Source organism: Myxococcus qinghaiensis, assembly GCF_024198215.1.
Classification (GTDB): Bacteria; Myxococcota; Myxococcia; order Myxococcales; family Myxococcaceae; genus Myxococcus; species Myxococcus qinghaiensis.
Genome location: NZ_JAKCFA010000047.1, coordinates 24,330 through 46,076, shown reverse-complemented (window position 1 = coordinate 46,076; position 21,747 = coordinate 24,330). Strand labels below are relative to the sequence as shown.

Here is a 21,747-nt window from a genome sequence, read left to right as displayed (position 1 = left end):
CCCCATGCCGACCACCATCTCATCGAGGTAGGCGCTCAGCGCCTCATCCAGCTTGCGCAGATGTGCGGGTGTCATCCCGACCGTAGATCATGACCGCTACCTGGATTCAAGTGACCGGGTAGTACTATCCAGCCGTACTATTTCCGCCCGGGAGCGTAGAAATCGATGACCCGATTTTTCTGGTTGCGTGAGGACAGGGCGGTCACGACGTACGACGGCGAGTTCAACGCCGCGCACAAGTGGGGATTGCCCGGCGTGACCTGCCCCACATGTGGCGCCACCTGGGGCGGGGCGGGCCACGACTACCCGTGTGTCGACCTGTCGGGACTGCCCGAGGTCGATGAGTTCGTGAGGGCCAGACTTGAGTCCGTCTCTGAATTCACACGCCTGCGTGAGTTGGTGCGTCCCTTGGCCCCCCTCCGTGCAACGCTTCCACCTGGAACGAACTTCGGGCCGTTGGTGGGTCGAGCCCTCGGAGAGTTTGGTCCCTTCACATGGTTGGGAGACTCCACGCTGCTGATGCAGCGGGACATCCTGGAACAGCTTCAGGACGCGGGAGTGCGGGGCTTGCTCGGTGGCCGCACGGAGCTGCGATTCCGCAAAAGGAACCCACCGGAGCTGCTGGAGCCCCAGTTTGAGCCGCTCGGCCAGCTTCACCCTGACTGCATTCCCTCGGACACGCCTCCACCGTGCCTGACCTGTGGCCGGCTCGACCTCACGCGTCCCGACGAACCCATCCTCGACGCCGCTTCGCTCCCCCAGGAACTCGACCTCTTCCGCGTAGGGAACTTCGCCACGATGCTCATCGGCACCGAGCGGTTCATGCACGCCGTGCAGGGCCTCGGACTCATCGGCATGACCTTCCGGGAGCTGCCGACACGCTGACCCTCTCCCTTCCGACCGCGTGAATTTGCGCAGGAATCGCGCGTCGGGTGTGGCTTGTCACGAGCAGGGTTGAAGAAAGGAAGCATCCGGATGCGCCGTGAGCCGCTGGGCGGATGGCTGTGCGTGTTGGGGCTGGTCCTGGCCTGTGGGCCGGGCATCGATGAACGGGACTCGCCGTCCGAGCACCTCCTTCAGCCGCCCAGCACGGTCGTCGTGATGTCCATCGCCATCAACGACGCGGCCCCGGAGATACAACTCCTCGTCCTGGGCACCGACTTCATCCCCGCCACCGCCGTGTACGTCCGACAGACAGCCGTTCCGACCGAGTTCGTGAGCAGCACGGAGCTGCGAGTGCAACTGGACCCCAACCTCGTGGAGGGCCTCGCGACCTTCCCGCTCGAGCTCCGCGTGGCGCCAGGCAACCCGCCCTTCCTCCAGGGCGCGACGTCTCCCATCTACACAGTCTCGATGCCTGGCCGGTAACACGCGTTGCGCAGAGAAGGGCCCCCGCGTGTCTTGAAGGGCGACGTCGGACCCGAAAAGGATTCCTTCCAGATGCGCCAGGATGTGACGCGAGGGTGGCTGTGTCTGCTGTGGCTCCTCTGTGCCTGCGGGCCAGGCCTCGAACGCCCGGCGCCCCTCCCTGAACCAGACGCGGGGACCCCGGCCGTGGAGGAGGTGGTGCTTCCCCCCGTCACCCTGGGAGAGGTGGCCGTGACGGACGTGGAGGCCACCGAGCTGAGCATGCGGGTGATCGGCGTCGGCTTCTCCCAGTCCAGCATCGTGTTCGTGAATGGCCAGCGCATGGAGACCCAGTTCGTGAGCACCACGGAGCTGGGGGCCCTGGTTCCAACCTGGTTCGCCTTGGCCACACCGGAGCTCTTCCTCGAGGTGCGAGTCTACCGGGGTGACCCCGAGTACAAAGGAGGCGCCAGGTCCCCTCGCCTCCCGTTCACCCTGCCCGCTCCCGAGCTGACCTCCGTGACACCCGACACGCTCGGCTCGGAGCCCGAGGACGCCGTGCGAATCACCGTCACGGGAAAGAACCTCGTGAAGGGCAGCCACGCCCTCTTCCGCGACAAGACCTATCCGTTGACGGTGACGAGCCCCCACGAAGGAAGCTTCTCTCTTCCACCGTCGGCCCTGAAAGCCCAGACGACGCGGGACACGCTCGTCATCGAAGTCACTCGCCCACGCTCGGCCCGCTCGCTGCCACTGAACATGACGGTGACGAGCCCCACCCCGGCAATCACGGGCATCTGGCCTCCCACGCTGAACGCCCTCGACATGCATCGCGGCAAGGCAGGCAGCGCCTCCGTCGAACGCATCATCGTCAGCGGGCTCCAGGTGCGCTCCAACACGGTGGTGAAGTGGAATGGCACCCCTCTGCACACCGAGACCTATGATGGCGCCAACCGGGTCCATGCATGGATTCCCAGCACTGCTCGGATGCAAGCCGGCACCGTCCAGGTGACGCTGGAGACGCCCGACCCCGACGGAGCAAAGACGTCCTCCGGCCATGCCCTCCCCGTGAAGTCCGAGCCGGTGTTGCATGCCGTCTCCCCGGCATGGGTGCTCGCGGGCTCGGACGAGGTCAGGTTCAAACTCCAGGGCGAAGGACTGGGACAAGGGCTCCTCACGCAGCAGGTCGTCCACTGGAACGGGCACCGCCTGGAGCACTTCTTCGGTCCGGACTCGGAGGAGATTTGGGAATTCATCGTCCCCGCCGCCCTGCTGGCCCAGCCCGGGACCCTCCCCGTGACAGTGACGCGCATGTTCGACGGCGCCGTGTCCTCGCCCCTCTTCGTCCAGGTGCTCGCCCAGGCCCCCGCGCCCATCGCCCACTCGCTGCTGCCCTCGGTGCTGTCCGTGGGCGATGCGCCGGGGCTGCTCTTCGTCGACGGCGCCGGCTTCACGCCCCAGTCCGTCATCCTGCTGGACGGACAGGAGCGCACCACCCGCCCCCACGGCCCGTCGCGGCTGTCCACCCAGCTCCAGGCCGAGGACCTGACGACGAAGGGCGTGCGCACCGTCACCGTGAGCACGCCCGCGCCAGGAGGAGGCACCACCCTGCCCCTGCTGCTCGTGGTGCATGCGGAGCAACCCGTGCCCGTCCTCGCTGCCGTCACGGACGGTGTCTACACCTCCGCCCCCGCCGGCGGGGGCGACCTGAGTCTGCGCGTCCAGGGACAGGGCTTCAGCCCCCGTTCGGTCGTCCGGTGGAATGGCCAACCGCTGCCAGCCGAGTGGACCTGCGGAACCTCGGTCGACTGCGTGGCGGGACCTGGAAACCAGAGCACCCTGTTGGTGAAGGTCCCCGCCGAGTGGGTGGCGCAACCCGGCGTCGGCCGGGTGACGGTGTCCAATCCGGGCCCTGGAGGCGGCGAGAGCCTGGAGGGGTTCTTCGTCCTCCTCGGAGAGGGGGAGCCCAAGCTCTCCGTGAGCATTCATTCCGTGGTGGATGTGGGCGTGAGCCACGACTTCGAGCGCGACATAAGCCTCTGGACGACGGTCGCGGGGAATTTCATCAACGCCTCGAACCTCTTCGTGAATGGCGTGGCGCGTGCCTTCAGCGGCCCTTCGAGCCTGCTCTTGAGCGAGGAGGAGGTCTCGACCCCTCGGGTGTACGAGCTACGGACCTTCACCCCGGGACACGGCTTGAGCTCCCCCGCCTATGTGAGAATCCAGGGCGCGCTCACCCCAACGCTTCGAGGGGTGGCGCCGGGGGTCGTCTCCCAGGGAGAGTGGACCGCCACCCAGCAACGACTCTTCGTCCTTCCGGGAGAGAACTTCTTCTGGTTCCGCAGCTCCCTGAAAAACTCTCAGGTCACCCTGGACTGGAGCGGCCAGTCACGACCCCTGACCGGGAACTTCGGCGTCAACTCCGTTCCAGGAGGACGGACACGACTGGAGGGGACGGAGCTGGAGCAGGTGGGAGTCCGCTCGCTGACGGTGTCCCGCGTCGCGGAGGGCGGTGGCGTGTCGCTGCCCGCGCTGCTCAACGTGGTCTCCGAGCGACCCGTGCCGCTGCTGACCCATGTGGAGCCCATGAGCGTCCTGAAGGATGCGCCCGCCCTGGCGCTCCGAATCAAGGGACAGGGCATCCACTCCGCCACGGAGCTGCGGTGGAGGGACTTCCGTTCGAGCCTCGAGCCCGTGCTCACCTGGGATGGCCAGGTGGCACACTACGAGGCGCTCCTCCCCGCCGAAGCGCTCGCGGAACCCGGCGGCGTGGACGTCACGCTGGAGACGCCCGGACCCGGCGGTGGCCGCTCACCGCCCATCCGCGTCGTCGTCGAGGAGTAGCCCGAGGAGCCCTCCCGAAAGGAGGGGCGACCTACCCGAACGGGCAGGTGAGCACCCTGCCCGGTTCGCCGATGTGGCGCGCCTTCGAGGCTTTTACCTTCAGCCTCGAAAGGAACACGCCATGTCCACCGACTTTCTTCCCGCCCTCTCCCAATCTCTCGCCTCCATCGTTGAGCGCGCCTCACCGAGCGTCGTCCGCGTGGACGCTCGGCGTCGTCGCGGCGCCACCGGCCTCGTCTGGAGCGCCGAGGGACACATCGTCACCACCAGCCACACCGTCGAGCACGAAGGCCAACTTCAAGTAGGCCTGTCCGACGGACGCACCGTGTCCGCCGAGCTCATCGGCCGCGACGCCAGCACGGACGTGGCCCTGCTCAAAATCGATGCAGCGAATCTCACCCCGCTCGCGCTCGCGCCGTTGGACGGCGTGAAGGTGGGCCACCTCGTCGTCACGGTGGCTCGGCCGGGGCGCACGGCGCGCGCCACGCTCGGCATGGTGAGCACGCATGGCGAGGGCTGGCGCACCCACGCGGGCGGACGCGTGGACCGCTACCTGGAGACAGACGCGGACCTGCCGCCCGGCTTCTCCGGAGGCGCGCTGGTGGATGTGGAGGGGCGCTTCGTCGGACTGCTCACCGCGGCCTTCTCTCGCACCTCGGCCGTGGTCATTCCGCACGACACGCTGACGCGGGTGACGGCGTCGCTGCGCGAGCACGGCGGCATCCGTCGTGGCTACCTGGGCGTGGGCGCGTACCCCGTGAAGCTGCCTCAGCATCAGTGGGCGACGGCGGGCGCGGAGGCGGGGCTCATCTTCCTCTCGGTGGACCCGGACGGTCCGGCGCACCGGGCGGGACTGCTGCTCGGGGACGTGCTGGTGAGCCTGGGTGGCCAGTCGCTGCACGGGGTGGAGGACCTGCTCGGCTACCTGGGAGACGAGAAGGTGGGCACCGCCGTCCCGGCGCGCGTGCTGCGAGCCGGCGAGGTGCGTGAAGTGCCCATCACCATCGGAAAGCGTTCGTGAGGAGAGGGGTGACGCGATGAAGCTGCTGCAACAGTTCTCGGATGACCTGGAGACGCTCGCGTCGCGCGCCTCGCCCGCGGTGGTGGGCGTGGAGCACGCACGGGGCCATGGCACGGGCCTCTTCCTCACGCCGGATGGTTATGTCCTCACCAACCGCCACGTCGTCATGCGGGGCTCTCGCAAGCTGACGGTGCAGTTGTCCAACGGCGAGGAGTTGCGCGGCTCGCTGGTGGGCGGTGATGCGCCCACGGACCTCGCGGTGGTGCGAGCGGAGGGAGGCGACTTCCCGACGCTGCCGCTCGCCGCGCCGGAGACGGTGCGCGTGGGTCAGCTCGTCATGGCGATTGGCAATCCCTTCCGGTTGGAGCAGTCGGTGGCGCTCGGGGTGGTGAGCGCCGTCAACCGCAGCGTCACGCTGCCCGACGGAGTCATCCTGGAGGGCATGCTCCAGACGGACGCGGCCATCAACCCGGGCAACTCCGGAGGGCCGCTCATCAACACGCGTGGCGAGGTGGTGGGGCTCAACACGCTGGTGTTGCCGTACGCGCAGGGCATCGGCTTCGCGGTGAGCGCCACCACGGCGGCGTGGGTGGCCAGCCTGCTCATCCAGCGGGGAAAGGTGGAGCGGCGCTTCCTCGGCATCGCGGCGGTCGCGGTGAACCTGGCCACGGAGCATGCGCGCGACACGGGTCAACCCCGAGCGGTGCGCATCCTGAAGGTGCAGGACGGGACACCGGCGGACGACGCGGGGCTCCAGCCGGAGGACCTGCTGCTGGCCATCAATCGGCGCGCCGTCGGCAGCGTGGATGACCTCCAGCGACTGATGGCCCTGGCCACCGACGAAGAGGTGTCATTGGACGTGCTGCGCAAGGGACGGCGCAAGCAGGTCTCCGCGCGCACGCGGCCCCGCATCGAGCCCGTGGCGGCGTGAACGCGACATGGCTCCGGGTGCACCTGGCCCGGAGCCAGCCCGCCGTCCCTAGACGCGAGTCGACTCGCCCTGCTCCGGACGGTCGTCCAGCATCAGCCGGTCCTCGAAGCACCACACCCACGTCTCCCCCGGCTCGAACGATTGAATGACGGGGTGCTTCGTCTGATGGAAGTGCTTCGTCGCGTGCTTGTTCGGCGAGGAGTCGCAGCACCCGACATGGCCGCACTCCAGGCAGCGCCGGAGGTGGACCCACTGCGCTCCCATCTTCAGACACTCCTCGCAGCCGTCGGTCCTCGCCTCGGGATTGCCCGCCTGCTCGATGTGCTTGCACTCGGTCGCCATCGTTCTTCTCCCCTGTGAACCCATCGCCCGCGGACAGGGTGTGCACGAAGGCCCCGCGCATCCACGTGCCGGGCATCCATGCGACCAGGCTCTCGCCACCAGGGTGGCTGACACCCGTCGACCGCGCGGAGTGGCGCGACGGAGGCACACGTCCCACGCTTGAGCCGTATGCCTTCCGACACTTCTCCCGGCGAAACGTCCGTGTCCTATGCCAGTGCGCGGGGACGCGGCGTGCTCCTGGCGAGCGTGCTCGGCAGCGGCATGGCCTTCCTCGACTCCACCGCCGTCAACGTGGCGCTGCCCGCCCTGGGCCGAGACCTCCACACGGGGCTGACCGGCCTCCAGTGGGCCGTGGATGCCTACCTGCTCACCCTCGGCTCGTTGGTGCTCACCGGCGGCGCGCTCGGCGATGCGTGGGGACAGCGCCGCGTCTTCCTCCTGGGCGTGGTGGGCTTCACCGCCATGTCCGTGCTGTGCGGCCTGGCGCCGAACGCCTGGACACTCGCCCTCTTCCGGGCAGCGCAGGGCATGGGCGCGGCGCTGCTGGTGCCCGCGAGCCTCGCGCTCCTGCGCACCTCGTTCCCCGAAGCGGACCGACAGCGCGCGGTGGCCGCATGGGCGGGCCTGTCCGGCGTCACCACGGCGTTGGGGCCGCTGCTCGGAGGATGGCTGGTGGACGTGGCCTCCTGGCGCCTGGTGTTCTTCCTCAACATCCCCCTGGCGGCGCTCACCGTGTGGGCCGCGCTGCGCCACGTGCCGGACGACCGGCCCACGGGGGATGCACGCAAGCTCGATATCGCCGGCTCGGTGACGGCCGCGCTGGGACTCGGCGGCGTCATCTACGCGCTCATCGAAGGGCCCGCGCATGGCTGGTCCATGTTCCCCGTCCTCGCCGCCGTCTTCGGCGCGGTACTGCTGGCCGCGTTCCTCTTCATCGAATCGCGCGCACCCAACCCGATGTTGCCGCTCGGGCTGTTCCGCTCGCGGACCTTCTCCGGCGCGAACCTCACGACGCTGACGGTGTACTTCGCGCTGGGCGGCGTGGGCTTCCTGCTCATCCTCGCGCTGCAACAACAGCTCGGGTACTCGGCGCTCGCGGCGGGCGCGTCGCTGCTGCCCATCACCGTGATGCTGCTGTTGTTCTCTCCCCTGGTGGGCAGGCTCGCGGGTCGCATCGGCGCACGGCCCTTGATGACGGTGGGGCCATTGCTCGCGGGCGTGGGCATGGCGCTGCTCACGCTCATCCACAAGGACGGAAGCTACATGGGCACCGTGCTCCCGGGAGTGCTCGTGCTGGGCCTGGGCCTGAGTCTCACGGTGGGGCCGCTGACGGCGGTGGTGCTCGGCGCGGTGGAGGACCGGCACGCGGGCATCGCCTCGGGGGTGAACAACGCCGTGGCGCGCATCGCCGGACTCCTCGCGGTGGCGCTGCTGCCGCTCCTGGGAGGACTCGCGAACAAGACAGGTGACGCGTTCCTCCAGGGGACCCGTGAAGCGCTGTGGGTGTCCGCGGGGCTGTGCGTGCTGGGCGCGCTGTGCTCACTCCTCCTGCTGCCCAGGAATGTGGGGCGGGTGGAGGGAGGGCCGCCTCGAACCGAGGATGCGCATCGGCGCGGACGGCCTCACCCGAAGAACCCCTTGCATGCCTGACGTGGGCTCGCGTCCAGCCCGCCATGAACACGAAGGGCCCTCCTCCAGGGTAGGAAGAGAGCCCTCGTCACTTCATGAATGCGCCCGCTGTGCGCGCTAGCTCTTGTACTTCACCGAGCAGCCGTACGGCGTGGTGGTGGAGGCGGGCACCGGCTTGCCGTTGAGCACCGCGTCCACGGCCGTCTGCACGTGGTTGACCTTCTTGTCGTTCTTGCCGCGCGGGTCATCGTCGATGGCGCCCGCGTAGCGGACCACGCCCTCGGTGTCGATGATGTACATGTGCGGCGTCGTCTTGGCGCCGTACGTCTTGCCCGTCGCGCCGCTGGCGTCCTGGAGCACGGGGTACGTGAAGCCCTCCGTCTTCTTCCACGTGGCGGACTTCTCCGGCGTGTTGTGCGCCGTCGAGTCCACCGCCAGCCACACCACCTTCTTGGCGTCGAAGCCCTTCAGCGTGTTGGCCATCGTGTCCGCCTGATAGTGGCGCTGCACGAAGGGGCACTCGGGGTTGGTCCACTCCAGCACCACCACCTTGCCCTTGTACTGCGACAGCGAATGCTCCTTGCCCGCCTCGTCCTTCAGCGTGAAGGCCGGGGCCGGCTTGCCGACCTCCGCGTCCGCGAAAGCGGGGACACCCACGAGTACCGAGCCGAGCGCGAGAGCGGTGAAGACCTGCTTCATGGCGTTCCTCCTGATTGGGCACTGCTTGACTGCGGATGACTGCGTTTCAAGGCCGAGGGAAACCAGCGGCGCACAGCACTTTCGAGCCGTCCTGGCGGCGCAGCGGTGAGCACTCCGACGCGCGCTTCACCGAGTCCACCACCGCGTCCACCGTCAACAACTCCTGCAACACCTCCGGCTTGTCCGGAGCGCCCGGGCTGAGCACCAGGTACATGGGCACGCCCGCGCGGCCATGGTCCGCCAGCCGCGCGGTGATGCGCGCATCCCGGCGCGTCCAGTCCGCCACGAAGAACGCCACCTGGTGCTCGGTGAAGGCCGCGCGCACCTCCTCGCGCGACAGCACGGTGCGCTCGTTGAACTTGCAGGTGAGGCACCAGTCCGCCGTGAAGTCGATGAACACCGGCTGCCCAGCCGCCAGCGCCGCCGCCACCGCCTCGTCGCTCCAAGGCTGCGCCTGCGCCACCGTGGACGACGCCCGAGCCACGGGTGCCGCCTCCTCGAAGCGCAGCGCCGCCACGCCCGAGCCCACCAGCACCAGCGCCGCGATGGCCAGCGTGCCCCACCGGCGCCCGCCCTCCTGGAGCTGCGACTGGCCATACACCCACGTGCCCAGGCCCACCGCGACGAGGAAGGCCAACAGCCGCGCCATGCCGTCCACGCCCGCAAGCCCACCCATCACCCACACGAGCCACACCGTGGTGCCCAGGAGCGCGAAGCCCAGCACCTGCTTGAAGCGCTCCATCCATGCGCCCGGCTTCGGCAGCTTCTGCGCGAGCCCCGGCACCAGCACCAGCAGACAGAAGGGCAGCGCCAGGCCCAGGCCCAGCGCGGTGAAGACGGCGACCACCGTGAGCGGGCCCGCCGCGAAGGCGAAGCCCACCGCCGTGCCGAGCAGCGGCGCCGAGCACGGCGTGGCCAGCACCACCGCGAGCACGCCCTCGCCCGCGCTGTGAAGCAGGCCGTGGCTCTGGTCCACCTTGCCCGCCAGTGCACTGCCATCCAGGCCCACGTTGAAGACACCGAAGAGGTTGAGGGCGAACGCCACCAGCACCGCGCTCACCGCCGCGACGAAGAGCGGCTCCTGGAACTGGAAGCCCCAGCCCACGCCCGCGCCGCCCGCGCGCACCGCCAGCACCGCGCCCGCGAGCGCCAGCATGCTCGCCACGATGCCACCCGCGTACGCCGCCGCGTGCGCGCCCACCCGGCCCTGCTCCTGGCGCACCATGCGCGTGAAGCCGTACGCCTTGAGCGCCAGCACGGGGAACACGCACGGCATCAGGTTGAGCAGCGCGCCGCCCAGGAACGCGAACAACAGCGCCATGCCCAGGCCCATCGTCGACTCCGCGGGCGCGGCCGTCGTGGCGCTCGCCACCGGCTTCACCGCCGCGAGCGAGTCCTTGATGGAGGGCGCCTTCGCCACGACGGGCGCCGCCGCCGCACCCACCGCCGCCGCGAAGGGCGCCATGGGCACGTCGACCTCCAGCGCCTGATAGCCGGTGGCCGCCGTCCCCAGGCGCAGCACGCCCTTGAGTCGGGGCTCGGCCTCCGGCGCATCCGGCTCCGCCTTGCCCTTCAGCGCGAAGCGCCCCGGGGCCGTCTGCGTGAGCGTCAGCTTGTCCACGCCGGGGATGCGCTCGGGGACGAAGGCGTCCTTCTCCGAGGAGGGCACCGCCGCGCCACCGGGCAGCGCCACCGTGAAGGTGCCCGTGAACTCCTGGCCCGCGGTGAGCTGCTTCACGTCCAGCGCGAGCGCCGCGGTGTGGCCGGTGTCCGCCACCGGGCGAGGCACCCGCGCCTTCGCCGCGTCGAACGTCGGCGTCGACTCCGCGTCCACGAGCGTCGTCGGCCCCAGCGGAATCGAGCGCGTCAGCATCAGGTCGGCGGGGATGCAGTGCACCTCGCACACCAGCGCATTCACCGCGGCCGACAGGTTCAGCGCGCCCGTGGCCTGCTCGGAGGCCTGGGCCTGCGCGAAGAGGAGCACCTCGCCGTCATAGCCATGGGTGACGATGAAGCCGTCGGGCGTGCGGAACGTGCTCGGATAGGGCCACTGGAGCGCGCCCACCGTGGAGCCCGGCGTGTCCCAGGTGATGTCCGTTTCGAGGCCGGAGTCGCCCGGGTTCTTCCAGTAGATGTGCCAGCCCGGGTCCAACCGGAAGCGCACCCCCACGCGGAAGGTGTCTCCGGGCTTCACCTGGGTGGCATCCACCAGCAGCGCGGCCTCCAAGCGCGGGTCGCCCTCGTCAGGCGCGCCCGTGGCCACCGCGGAGGGAGGCAGCGCCGCCTGCGCCACCGCCGCCACCAGCCACATGCCGATACCGCCCACCAGGGCGAGCCTCTTGGACACCGAGTGCTTCATGCGTCTCCCGTTAACCCACCCGAAGCCGGCTCGCCAGCATCCGACGGGCCCCGCTTCCGAGGGAGAACCTTCCAGGCAGGGGGACATTCCCCGCGCCCGCTCGCGCCAGGGGCATGCGGCGGACCGTGGGACGCCGGGGTGACGCGGCGTGGACACCCGGGCCTCACCGAAGAGGTGGGCAGACGGGCGACCGGTGTGGGAGAGGCTCAGTCCTCTGACTTCCAGGGGGCCAGGGCGGGCAGCGGAAGCGCGGGGCCCACGCGGCTCAAGGTGACGCGGGAGACCTCGGAGTGCGCGCGGCGCATCACCAGCGCCTGGGGCTGCGCGGCGCGACGCTCGATGATGCGGCGAAGGTCCGCCAGTCGCTCCATGTGTCGCTGCGGAGGCACTTCCTGCGAGCCCAGTCGCGCGAGCTTGTAGAGGGCGAGGTCCGCGGTCTCCAGCGCCTGCTCGGCGACGGCCTGCTGGCGGCGGCCCAGGGCCTTCCAGGCGGAGGCCTCGGCGGCCACGAGCTCCAGTTCCGCGGACACCGCGCGCACGAAGCGGCCCTCGTCGCTGTCGGGCAGCACGCGCGCCACCGGCACTGGCAGGCGCCGCGTGTCGGTGCCCTCCATGTACGAGGTCGTCACGCCCAGGCTCCAGTCGGCCGCGTTGAGCTTGCCGGCGAAGAGGACGCGACGCGGGAAGGACTGGGACACCGCGCCCAGGGACGCGCTCATCGCGTCGCCCTCGACGCGCGAGGAGTAGCGGTGGCGGCAGCGCAGCTCCGAGAAGCCCGAGGGCAGCACGTACACGCGCGCGTCCGAGCCCACCTCGCCGAACAGCTCCGCGGACAGCGAGCCCACCGCCTGCGGCAGGCCCTCCGGGTCATCCACGTGGACGAAGCCGGTGCCGGAGGGGCCGGTGAGCGCCTCCAGGATGTCGGGCAGGTAGTGCCGCCCCAGTCCCAGCGCGTGCAGCACGACACCGGACTCCACGACGCGCGCGCCCAGCGTCTTGAACTCGGAGAGGTGCGAGGGGCCGACGGACGGCTCGCCATCCGTGAGCATCAACACTTGCGGACGCGCACCGGGGACGAGCACGCGGCGCACGGCCTCCGCGCCTCGCTCGACGGCCTCGTGCAGCGCGGTGCCCTCACCCGACTCCAGCCGGGACAGGGCCTTGAGGAACGTCGTCTTGGCGGCGGCGTCCATCGCGCGCACGGGCAGGAGCTGCTCCGGCTCCGCGTCGAAGGTCAGCAGGCCCAGGTAGTCGCGAGGACTGGCGCGCTCCACCAATGACTGCGCGGCCTGCACCGCGGCGAGCAGCGGGACACCGCGCATGGACGCGCTGCGGTCCAGCACCAGGTTCGCCGTCACGGGGGCGCGAGGCGCGTCCGCGTCCGCCTCCAGCGTGACGAGCAGCAGGACTTCGCGGCCGTTCTCCCCGTCGCGCTCCACTGCCAAGGCCGTCTGCTTCATCCGTGCTCCCGCGCGCTCTCACGAGACATCCTGCCGCGAACCGCCCCGTGAGAGACGACGTCCCTCACGACCGAAGTCTCATGGGCCACAACGCCCGAAGGCATGCATCCGCATGGGAAGGCTCCCACGTCGAGGATGTGGGCAGACACACCTCGGAAGCAAGAGGTAGCACCCGTCACACCCGACGTGGGGGTAGTTCCTGACCGCCTGCGGGAGGCGCCTGGCGAGTCACGCCACAGGCCGCGCAGTGCCGCGCTTCGGGCGTCCGGAGCGGCTTGCCGCAGTGCGCACAGGGCGGCCCATACTGACTGAGCCGGTGGTGCATCACCGCGTTGGCGTTCGTCTCGTGGAACCCGGTGAGCCGCTCATACTCTTCACACACGGGCCGGAACCGCGCCTCGATGGAGCGCCGCTCCCCACTCGGCGCCTCCGTCGGACTCCGGGGAGAAAACGCCGCCCGGTACAGTCCGGCGACCCGCGCGAACTCCTCCTCGTCGAGCATCGGCACGTCCAGCTTGCAGCGCCAGCACCACAGCACCTTCATCCGGGCCTCCCGCCCCACTCGCGCACACGCGGAAGCTTCACGCACGACGCTAGAGCGCGCTCAACGACGGCGGCCTGGAGGAGAAGATGACGGGCGCCCCGAGCACCGGGCGTCACCGAAGAACCACCGGCCCGGGAGCCACCCACCGGGGCGCCACCGCACGAGCCGAACCACCGGTACCAAAGAAGCGCCCCCGCGCATCCGCGGGCCGCGGGGGCCGCGGGTCACTCCGCCGCGTTCCAGCCGCCCCACTTCTCCTCGGAATAGCCCCACATCCGGCCGCCAGGAGAACCATCCACGGAAATCACGGACTCACTCTCGCCATCTTCCGCGAGGTCCACATACGGCAGCCCTTCATCGTCCATGTAGGTGGTGTCATCGTGAACCATGTCCGACTCCTTTGGGCGCTCCGCTTCAGGGAAGGTGGACGGCCTTTCGGCTCGCCTCCTTGTGGGCGCCCCCCTGTTCGGTCCGCGTGGGTCCGCACGATGCGGTGCCCGGCCAGAAACCCGTTGACCGATTTACCAAGCATGGTGACCATGTCGCCCCGCGTTGTAAAGCCCTTGGGGCATCAAAGTTCCATCCTCCGCTTCAGCCCCCTGCCTGCCCGCCTGCCCTCCAAGCCATTACCCAGTTATTTCAGCGGGTTGAGATGGAGTTCAGTGCCTGACAAGCTGCGAGGCCATCGTACAAGGTAGGTCGGACTGGCGTCCGAGGGAACCACACTGCAGTCAACACTGCGTCATTTTCAAGGTCGTAGCCTGACAGGGCGGGTGTCAGTAAATCCGTGTAGCGAGCAAGCTTGCTCGCTCGTGGCGCCGCTCCGTGCTTCAGTCCCGGACACCCCGCCCGCTCAGCGCTTGATTCGAGAATCACCCCTGTTAGGGTTGACGGGCACTCACGTTTTGCCGCGTCGCGGCAACGGGCCTTCCGCCGCGTCCCCCCAGAGGTCCTCCGAGTCCCAATGAGTCCCATCATCACCGGCCTATTGCTTGCCATCGCCATCCCCATCTTCGTGATGACCATGTCCGGTCGCGTGGGCGTGTTGCTCGCGATGAAGAAGACGGAGAACCGGCTCGACAACATCCCGCTGCGCATCAAGCGGCTCGTGCTCTTCGGGCTCGGGCAGAAGCGCATGGTCGACCCGGAGGAGTTCACGCCGGGCCTGATGCACGTGCTCATCTACGCGGCGTTCATGGTGCTGCAGATTCGCACCATCATGATGTTCGCGATGGGCTTCTCGTCCGGCGCGCTGGAGCTGTTCACGGACCTGAGCCACCCGTTCTGGATGGACAACACGGCGCTGCTGGGCGCCTACCGCGGCTATCTGCTGCTCAAGGACCTGGTGGCGGCGCTGGCCCTGGTGGGCTGCGGCTACTACGTGTGGACGCGCTGGAAGGTGAAGCCGGACCGCATGTCCCAGTCCTGGGAGGCGTACCTCATCCTGGGGTTCATCTCCGGGTTGATGGTGTCCGAGTTCATCTTCGGCGGCAGCCACATGGTGGCGGCGCACGCGGCGGCGCAGCAGGTGCCCATGGGCGCCACGCAGGTGCCCGCGGCCCCGTCAGCGCTGGTGTGGTGGGAGCCCGTCACCAGCCTCGTCGGCATGGCGATGATGCCCCTGGGGGCCACGGCCTCGCACGTGCTGGGCGTCGGAGGCTTCTGGCTCCACCTGGTCATCGTCCTGGCGTTCCTGAACTTCCTGCCCATCGGCAAGCACTTCCACATCATCACCGGCCTGCCCAACGTCTTCTTCCAGCGCACCCACTCCACCGGCAAGCTGCCCACGCCGAATCTGGAGAAGGAGGAGTTCGGCACCGCCACGGTGAAGGACCTCACGTGGAAGCAGGGCCTGGACCTGTACTCCTGCACGGAGTGCGGCCGCTGCCAGACGCATTGCCCCACGTACATCACCGGCAAGCCGCTCACGCACAAGGCCGTCAACCAGGACCTGAAGCATTGGATCTGGGACCACGAGCAGTGGGTGGAGGAGGGCTACGGCCCCAACCGCGTCAAGGAGCCGCTGCAGGAGATCGTCGGCGGCGCGCTGAGCTCCGAGACCATCTGGGCCTGTACCAGCTGCGGCTGGTGCGAGCAGGCGTGTCCGGTGTTCATCGAGAACGTGCCGCGCCTCATCGACATGCGCCGCTACCAGGTGCAGGTGAAGGCGGACTTCCCGCCCGAAATCCAGCGCGTGTTCGAAGGCATGGAGCGCCAGGGCAACCCCTGGGGCCTGGGCCAGGACCGGCGCGACGAGTGGGCCGAGGACCTGGCGCTGCCCACGTGGGGTGACGACGGCGGGCCGTACGAGTACCTGTTCTTCGTGGGCTGCGCGGGCAGCTACGACGACAAGCAGAAGAAGGTCAGCCGCTCGCTGGTGAAAATCATGCGGGAGGCGGGCGTGAGCTTCGCCACGCTGTCCAAGCAGGAGATGTGCAACGGCGACTCCGCGCGCCGCATGGGCAACGAGTACCTGTACCAGACGCTGGCGAAGACGAACGTCGAGACGTGGAACTCGATGGGCGTCAAGGCGGTCATCACCCAGTGCCCGCACTGCTTCAACACCATCAAGAACGAGTACCCGGAGTTCGGCGGCGAGTACCGCGTCATCAATCACACGGAGCTCATCAACGAGCTCTTGCGCGAGAAGCGCATCAAGCTGTCCGCGGTGATGAACACCAAGCTGACGTACCACGACCCCTGCTACCTGGGCCGGCACAACGGCGTGTATGACGCGCCCCGCGAAGTGCTCAAGGCCATCCCCGGGCTGGAAGTGGTGGAGATGCAGCGCAGCAAGCGCGAGGGCTTCTGCTGCGGCGCCGGTGGCGGTCGCATGTGGATGGAGGAGCACATCGGCACGCGCATCAACCACAACCGGTTGAACGAAGTGGCGCTGACGCTCAAGCACGCCGAGGACCCGTCCACGCCGTTCCCCGACGCCGCGGACAAGAAGAAGCCGGGCCAGGTGGGCGACTACAAGGAGAAGGGCGGCACGGGCATCGTCGCCGTCGCGTGTCCCTTCTGCTCGACGATGCTCGGCGACGCGGTCAACGACACCGGCCGCGAGGAGAACATCAAGGTCAAGGACATCACCGAGCTGGTCGCCGACGCGATGGAGGTGCGCAGCGGCAAGGCCGGTGGCGTGGCTCCCGGCGCGACGCTGAGCGCCAAGCCGGAGTAGCGCACGCGCGAAGCAGACAGAGGGCCCTCAGGCTTCCACCGCGAAGCCCGAGGGCCTTCGTCGTTTCAGGCGCTCACTTCACCCACTCCAGGAGGAACGTGCAGGAAGAGCCCTCCCGCGCGAGGATGGAGACGCGAGGCTCCTTGGCGCCGGAGAGGGTGAGCAGGAACTCCAGGACGCCGACGTAGTAGTGGGGCCTGTCGTTGATGTCGCTGAGCCACAACTCGGCGCGCCCGGGAGAGATGGCCTTCACCTGCGTCTCCACGTAGTTGTCCGTGCCGCGAAAGCCCCGGTTGAGCTGGAACAGCATGAACTGCGGCCCCAGCGCGCGCGCCCCCACGCCCAGCATCCGGCCGAGCACCGTGGCCAGCAGGCCCTCCATCACCGCGTGGCCCAACAGGCGCCAGGCCTCCTCGAGCGGTTTGTCCGGCCACAAGTCGTGCAGCACGATGTGCTGCCAGCGCAGCCACGAGGCCAGGGGATACGTCGGCTGCAGCGGGACGGAGAAATCCAGCCCCGCCTCGCGCAGCAAGCGCCACGCGTTGTCGGACAGGCGGTCCTTCAACGCATTCTGGAAGAGGCCCTCCACCGTCCCGCTGAGGACGATCTTCGGCTCGGACGTCGCCATGCGGTGGCTCCCCCGGGGACTCGACATCAGGCCGGCACGCGCGCCTCCCCGGAAGGCACCGCACTTCCACCGGCGCGAGGTCTCACTTCGAAATGAGGGCGGACCGTACGCGCGACGCCTCCCTCACGGTGCGGGGTCACCCGCGCGTGGAGGCTGGTGAACGCCGCGAGTGTCCGCACACGGACGCGGACTCAGGGCTTGCGTTGTTTTTCCGAACGCAGCGCCCGCTCCAGCCGCTTCGTGGGCCCGGCATCCCCGAGCTTGCCCGTCACGTACGCGCCCGCGGACGCGAGCTTCCGGCGGAAGTCATCCTTGGGCGGTGTGGTGGGCGGAGAGGCCGTGCCCGGGCCGGTGATGGCATCGGAGCGCAGCAGCAGGGGCACCATGGAGCGCTCGTCCTCCGTCGCGCTCTCCCAGAGCGCCGACACGCAGTTCGAGTGGCCATGGGCGGCGGCGATGATGACCGCGGACTCGCCGATGCGGTTCGTAATCGTCGCGTCCGCGCCCGCCTTCAGCAGCAGCTCCACCAGCCCGGAGTGTCCCTCCCGCGCCGCGACCATCAGCGGCGTGAGCCCCTCGTCATCGAACGGGTCGGGGTGCTCACCCGCGTCGAGCTGGGACTTCAAGGACTCGCGGTCACCCGCGAGCACGGCATCGAAGAGGGACATGGCAGCCTCCTGGCAGGGGACAGCATCGCGCCTCGGAGGCGCGGATGCCAGGGACCACCGGACAGGACTACAGCGGGCCGTACGAGGGCTCGGCCGCGCTGGGCACCGCGAGCGTGACGGAGTTCGACGGTGTCGCGCTCACCGTGGAGCGGTAGATGCCCGGGTCCCCACCCGCCGAGTCGGCGAAGAGGAAGCCGACCTGGCTTGCGCCCGTCCACACCGGCCAAGTCTCCTGGGCGCTCGCGCCGCCGTAGCTGGTGACGCGTCGCAAGGCCCCCACGTTCCCTCTTCCGCTCAGGGTTCCTACATAGGTGCGCACGCTGCTCGAGGAGCCGCGTCCGTCCAGCGCCACCTGCGAGCCGTCCGGCGACACCGCGACCCGGTTGGCCACGGCCACGACGTCATTGCCCAGCGACGAGAAGACGACGGCGCCTCCGGAGACCGGCACGTACGCCACCTGGTTCAACTGCTGGAGCCCGCTGCCCGCGGGCGCGACGACGGCGGTCCCATTGGGGACGAAGGACGGCGCGCCATAGGCGATGACGGAGTTCGGGGTGAGCTCCTGGAAGCCGCTGCCATCGGTGTTCACCCGCCCCAGCGAGGTGAGGGAGCTGTTGCCGGGGGAGAAGACGAAGACGACGCTGCGGCCGTCCGGGCTGAAGGTGGGGGTGCGGAAGTTGGTGCAGCCCCGCGCGCAGGCCGCGTCGTTCTCGGTGAACAGCGTGGCCACGGTGCCGCCGGTGGTGGGCACCGTCAGCAGCGACGTGCCGCCGCCGCGCTGGACGAAGACGATGCTGCGGCCATCCCTCGACACCGAGGGCCAGTAGGCGCCGCCGGTGCTGGTCAGCCGCTGCGGACTGTTGGGGTCTCCCGCGTCATCCACCACGAAGACGTTGCGGTCGTCCTCGCGCACGAAGGCGAAGCCCTTGGTGAACCGGACATCGCCAATGCCACCGCCGCCGCCGTCATCCTCGAACGGCTCGCACCCGCCCAGCAGCCCCACCACCAACAACCCACCGACGAAATACCGCTTCCCCGTCATCGCAGTCGCTCCACGTCACCGGCCCGGTTGAGAGCCCCGCACTACAGGGCGCGCCGGGTCGGACGTCAACGCGAGCGACGGCATTCACGGGCGCACCCGCGCGACGACTTCAGCGGTTGAGCTTGACCAGCTCGTTGCGGCACTGGTTGCAGAGCGACAGCTGCTTGCGGTCACAGTCCTGCGGAGACTGCGCGAAGAACATCACGCACCGGGGGTCCTCACAGTAGGACAGCCCGAGCAGATGGCCCGCCTGGTGGATGACCTCCACCTGGATGCGCCGCCGCAGGTGCTCACCGTCAGCGCCCTGGCGAAGCCGGAACACGCTCACCACCGCCGTGTGTGACTCGCGGTCCGCCTCGCCGAAGACGAAGGGCGAGTCCGGGACGAAGAGGTCCACGTCCGTCACGCCGAGCACCAGCTGCTGCCCGGGCTCCATCATCGGCGTGAGCCGACGCATGATGGCGTTGCAGTGGTACTGGGCACGGTCCTTGTTGAAGGCATAGGCCGGCGTCGGGAGCGCCGTCTTCGCCACCACCGAAGCGGTGCCCATCTGTGTGGTCAGTGGGTCCTGGAGGTCTTTCAACAGGGTTGCCGTTGGGCTTCCCACGGAGACCAGCAGGAGCGTCTTCTGCGGCATCGGGCCACCGTCCTTCATGCACACGGACGGACGCGCTGGCTACCGCGTCCCCCCGGAGCGGAATGACTGGGGCGCAAGGATTCGAACCTTGATACTCAGAGTCAAAGTCTGATGTCCTGCCATTAGACGACGCCCCAGCAGGTTCGCACGTGTACTTCTGGCGGCCGATTCTACGGCATCTGGACGGGCTCGGGAACCCACTCTGACGTCAGGATGCGACGAGCCCCCCTCCCACCCCACTTCCGCGCGGATCAACCCCGGAAAGAACCGGTCCTGAGGCGCTGAATTACACCCGGAGTGAATTGACGACTCCGGGTGTATCGGCAGAGGCCCGGAATCCGCGTCCGAGCCCCCGCGCGGAGGGGTTCAGCCCTTGAGGACGGCGATGGGAGTCAGCCGCCGGATGGGGGTGACGAGGTCCGCCTCGTCCTCCAGGACCTCGACGATGTCGCGGTAGGCGGCGGGCGCCTCCTCCAAGAGCGACCTGGCCCGGCCGGCGTCATGCACCACGCGTCTCAGTGCATGCGCCAGGGCCGAGGGGTGGATGCGGGCGCGGGCCTCGCGCCGGGTGAGGACGCGGCCGGCGCCGTGGGAGCAGGAGCGGAACGAGCGGGGCTCGGCCCGGCCTTCCACTCCATAGGACGCGGTGCCCATGGAGCCGGGGATGAGCCCTGGCTGCCCCGCCTCCAGCCCCACCGCGCCCTTGCGGTGCACCCAGAGCGCTCGGCCGAAATGGGTCTCACGGGAGACATGGTTGTGGTGGAGGTCCACCGTGGATTGTGGATCCGCCTCGATGCCGAGTGTCCGCGACAACACGTCGAGGGCTCGCGTGGCCAGCGTGTCGCGGTTCGCTCGGGCGAAGCGACAGGCGAGGTCCAGATCCGCGAGGCAGGCGACGCCCTCCTGCGTGTGCAGGTCCAGACCGGGCAGGCTTCCTTCACCGAGCGCCATCGCGACGCGCTGGTGATGCGCTCCGATGGCCGCTCCCACGCCGCGAGAGCCCGAGTGCAGGAGCAGCCAGAGGTCTCCTCCGGCGTCACGGTCCAGCTCGACGAAGTGGTTGCCGCCGCCGAGCGTGCCCAGGTGTCGCGGCGCCAGTCGCTCCCAGACATGGCTCAGCTTCTGGGTGGACAGCGTCGGAGTCTCCAGCGCGGCGGGCAGTGGAAGGCCGCGACCTCGGTGCGTCGCGTCTCCCACCGGGATGGCCTGGGCCAGGCGGGTGAGCAGCAGCTCCAGCGTGTCGCGTCCGAGCGACGCGGCGGGATACTCGAAGCGGTACGCACTCACGCCGCAGCCCAGGTCACCGCCGAGGGCGCCAGGGACGACATGGTGCGCGGTGGCGAAGACGGAGCCCACCGCGACGCCGTTGGCGACATGGACGTCCGGCATCGCCGCCACGTGCTCGACGACGTAGGGCTGAGCGGCGAGATGTCGGAGCTGTTGCTCCGCGCCCGGTGGCAGGCTTCGCGCCCAGACGAGGACGGGCACGGCGCCGGGCTCGGCCGGGAGGACGCGAGGACTCATCGCTCACCTCCTTCGTCTTCACCGTCATCGACAGGGAACGTGGGTGCTTCGTCCTCGGTGACGGGGGTGTCTCGCGACTCGACGACAGGCGGGGCTTCCAGCGAGCGCTCCGCCACGCCGATGTAGAGGAAGCGCAGCTGTGGGACTCGCTTGAGGTCCAGGTGCTGGGCGAGCTGCGAGCGCAGATAGCCGCTGGCTCGGGCCAGCGCCTCCTGGACTTCGCGCACGCCCGATGCAGCCGCGGCGGGAGTGAGGGTGTAGCCGATGCGGATGAGCCGGCCATCGGGCGTCAGCTCGAAGGACGTCGGAGAGACGCCTTCGAGCCTCGGGTCGGACAGCTCGCTCCGGAAGAGGAGGGAGACCTCCTGGAACAGGGTGGACTGCACGCGCAGGTGACGCGCGGAGGGAGGCTCGGACGACGACGGCGAGAACGACGGGACAGCACCCTCGCGCCGACGGGACGCGCGGGGACGACGATTCCTGGAAGAAGACATGAGTGGACGAAGAGTTCCCAGCAGGCCGCGCATGCGACGCGCACCTCGTGACTCAGCTCACGAGGACACGCGCGGCACGTCGGCCGGAGTGCACGGTGACAACGGCTTGCGCGCCGTGCTGGCTCGTCCTGGAGGCGACTCGCAAAGACTCACTCAGCCCTGAAGGCAGGTGAGGGAGCGACTCAGCTTCGGAGAGACGTGCACGACGCGAAGCGACCCGAGACACCGTTCATCGCAGTCCCCATGGCACACCTCCCGCCCGCGCTCGGAGTCTCCGGCACGAACTCTCGTGGGTTTCAGACGCGGGGAGCGCACGGCCTTCAACGCCGGTTCGCGTTCCCCGGCGGACGCGGACGAAAAGGCCCGGCGACACCTGACACGCGTCGACGCGGCCCCA

Annotated in this window: 19 protein-coding genes and 1 tRNA gene; 7 read left to right on the top strand and 13 right to left on the bottom strand. The window is 69.3% G+C overall.

The window, feature by feature from the left end; translation table 11 throughout:
• Positions 1 to 165 precede the first annotated feature (165 nt).
• The 5 genes from sitI6 (at position 166) to LZ199_RS45060 (ending at position 6,143) form a co-directional block, all read left to right on the top strand.
• Positions 166 to 885, top strand: coding sequence for a SitI6 family double-CXXCG motif immunity protein (sitI6, locus tag LZ199_RS45080; RefSeq protein ID WP_254000030.1), 720 nt, complete (start codon positions 166 to 168; stop codon positions 883 to 885).
• A gap of 90 nt (positions 886 to 975) precedes the next feature.
• Positions 976 to 1,368, top strand: coding sequence for a hypothetical protein (locus LZ199_RS45075; protein WP_254000029.1), 393 nt, complete (start codon positions 976 to 978; stop codon positions 1,366 to 1,368).
• Between the two features lie 198 nt (positions 1,369 to 1,566).
• The gene (locus LZ199_RS45070; protein ID WP_254000028.1) at positions 1,567 to 4,191 is read left to right on the top strand and encodes a hypothetical protein; all 2,625 of its coding nucleotides are present in this window, start codon (positions 1,567 to 1,569) and stop codon (positions 4,189 to 4,191) included.
• A 121-nt stretch (positions 4,192 to 4,312) separates the two neighbouring features.
• Positions 4,313 to 5,212: a S1C family serine protease gene (locus LZ199_RS45065; protein ID WP_254000027.1), complete on the top strand. Its 900-nt coding sequence runs from the start codon at positions 4,313 to 4,315 to the stop codon at positions 5,210 to 5,212.
• 16 nt (positions 5,213 to 5,228) lie between these two features.
• Positions 5,229 to 6,143: a S1C family serine protease gene (locus LZ199_RS45060; RefSeq protein WP_254000026.1), complete on the top strand. Its 915-nt coding sequence runs from the start codon at positions 5,229 to 5,231 to the stop codon at positions 6,141 to 6,143.
• Positions 6,144 to 6,191: 48 nt separating this feature from the next.
• Here LZ199_RS45060 and LZ199_RS45055 read toward each other — a convergent pair whose 3' ends face one another.
• Positions 6,192 to 6,485 carry a UBP-type zinc finger domain-containing protein gene (locus LZ199_RS45055; RefSeq protein WP_254000025.1) on the bottom strand — a complete coding sequence of 98 codons (294 nt, stop codon included), beginning with the start codon at positions 6,483 to 6,485 and terminating at the stop codon, positions 6,192 to 6,194.
• Positions 6,486 to 6,686: 201 nt separating this feature from the next.
• Here LZ199_RS45055 and LZ199_RS45050 point away from each other — a divergent pair, with 201 nt between their 5' ends.
• Complete coding sequence (locus tag LZ199_RS45050) at positions 6,687 to 8,135, top strand: MFS transporter (RefSeq protein WP_254000024.1); 1,449 nt, start codon at positions 6,687 to 6,689, stop codon at positions 8,133 to 8,135.
• A 96-nt stretch (positions 8,136 to 8,231) separates the two neighbouring features.
• Here the strand turns inward: LZ199_RS45050 and LZ199_RS45045 are convergent, their stop codons facing one another.
• The 5 genes from LZ199_RS45045 to LZ199_RS45025 form a co-directional block, all read right to left on the bottom strand.
• On the bottom strand, positions 8,232 to 8,813 hold the full coding sequence (locus LZ199_RS45045; RefSeq protein ID WP_254000023.1) for a thioredoxin family protein: 582 nt from the start codon (positions 8,811 to 8,813) through the stop codon (positions 8,232 to 8,234).
• Between the two features lie 46 nt (positions 8,814 to 8,859).
• A complete protein-coding gene (locus LZ199_RS45040) occupies positions 8,860 to 11,172 on the bottom strand; it encodes a protein-disulfide reductase DsbD family protein (RefSeq protein ID WP_254000022.1) in 2,313 nt (770 codons plus the stop codon).
• Between the two features lie 206 nt (positions 11,173 to 11,378).
• Positions 11,379 to 12,632 carry a vWA domain-containing protein gene (locus tag LZ199_RS45035; RefSeq protein ID WP_254000021.1) on the bottom strand — a complete coding sequence of 418 codons (1,254 nt, stop codon included), beginning with the start codon at positions 12,630 to 12,632 and terminating at the stop codon, positions 11,379 to 11,381.
• A 175-nt stretch (positions 12,633 to 12,807) separates the two neighbouring features.
• Positions 12,808 to 13,176, bottom strand: coding sequence for a C1 domain-containing protein (locus tag LZ199_RS45030; protein WP_254000020.1), 369 nt, complete (start codon positions 13,174 to 13,176; stop codon positions 12,808 to 12,810).
• A 224-nt stretch (positions 13,177 to 13,400) separates the two neighbouring features.
• A complete protein-coding gene (locus LZ199_RS45025; protein ID WP_254000019.1) occupies positions 13,401 to 13,565 on the bottom strand; it encodes a hypothetical protein in 165 nt (54 codons plus the stop codon).
• A 575-nt stretch (positions 13,566 to 14,140) separates the two neighbouring features.
• Here LZ199_RS45025 and LZ199_RS45020 point away from each other — a divergent pair.
• Positions 14,141 to 16,357, top strand: a complete 2,217-nt coding sequence (locus LZ199_RS45020) for a (Fe-S)-binding protein (RefSeq protein WP_254000018.1) — start codon at positions 14,141 to 14,143, stop codon at positions 16,355 to 16,357.
• Between the two features lie 73 nt (positions 16,358 to 16,430).
• Here the strand turns inward: LZ199_RS45020 and LZ199_RS45015 are convergent, their stop codons facing one another.
• The 7 genes from LZ199_RS45015 to LZ199_RS44985 all read right to left on the bottom strand — a co-directional run bounded on the left by LZ199_RS45015 (position 16,431) and on the right by LZ199_RS44985 (position 21,350).
• Complete coding sequence (locus LZ199_RS45015) at positions 16,431 to 16,985, bottom strand: DUF2378 family protein (protein ID WP_254000017.1); 555 nt, start codon at positions 16,983 to 16,985, stop codon at positions 16,431 to 16,433.
• Positions 16,986 to 17,176: 191 nt separating this feature from the next.
• Positions 17,177 to 17,653, bottom strand: a complete 477-nt coding sequence (locus LZ199_RS45010; RefSeq protein WP_254000016.1) for an ankyrin repeat domain-containing protein — start codon at positions 17,651 to 17,653, stop codon at positions 17,177 to 17,179.
• 67 nt (positions 17,654 to 17,720) lie between these two features.
• Positions 17,721 to 18,695 (bottom strand): TolB family protein, encoded by a 975-nt coding sequence (locus LZ199_RS45005; protein ID WP_254000015.1) that lies wholly within the window; start codon positions 18,693 to 18,695, stop codon positions 17,721 to 17,723.
• Between the two features lie 109 nt (positions 18,696 to 18,804).
• The gene (locus LZ199_RS45000; protein ID WP_254000014.1) at positions 18,805 to 19,332 is read right to left on the bottom strand and encodes a non-proteolytic archaemetzincin-like protein; all 528 of its coding nucleotides are present in this window, start codon (positions 19,330 to 19,332) and stop codon (positions 18,805 to 18,807) included.
• Between the two features lie 66 nt (positions 19,333 to 19,398).
• Positions 19,399 to 19,469 (bottom strand) — tRNA-Gln (locus LZ199_RS44995).
• A gap of 229 nt (positions 19,470 to 19,698) precedes the next feature.
• A complete protein-coding gene (locus tag LZ199_RS44990; protein ID WP_254000013.1) occupies positions 19,699 to 20,856 on the bottom strand; it encodes an RtcB family protein in 1,158 nt (385 codons plus the stop codon).
• Complete coding sequence (locus LZ199_RS44985) at positions 20,853 to 21,350, bottom strand: ribosome-binding factor A (RefSeq protein WP_254000012.1); 498 nt, start codon at positions 21,348 to 21,350, stop codon at positions 20,853 to 20,855. Before LZ199_RS44985 ends, LZ199_RS44990 begins: the two co-directional genes overlap by 4 nt.
• Positions 21,351 to 21,747 lie beyond the last annotated feature (397 nt).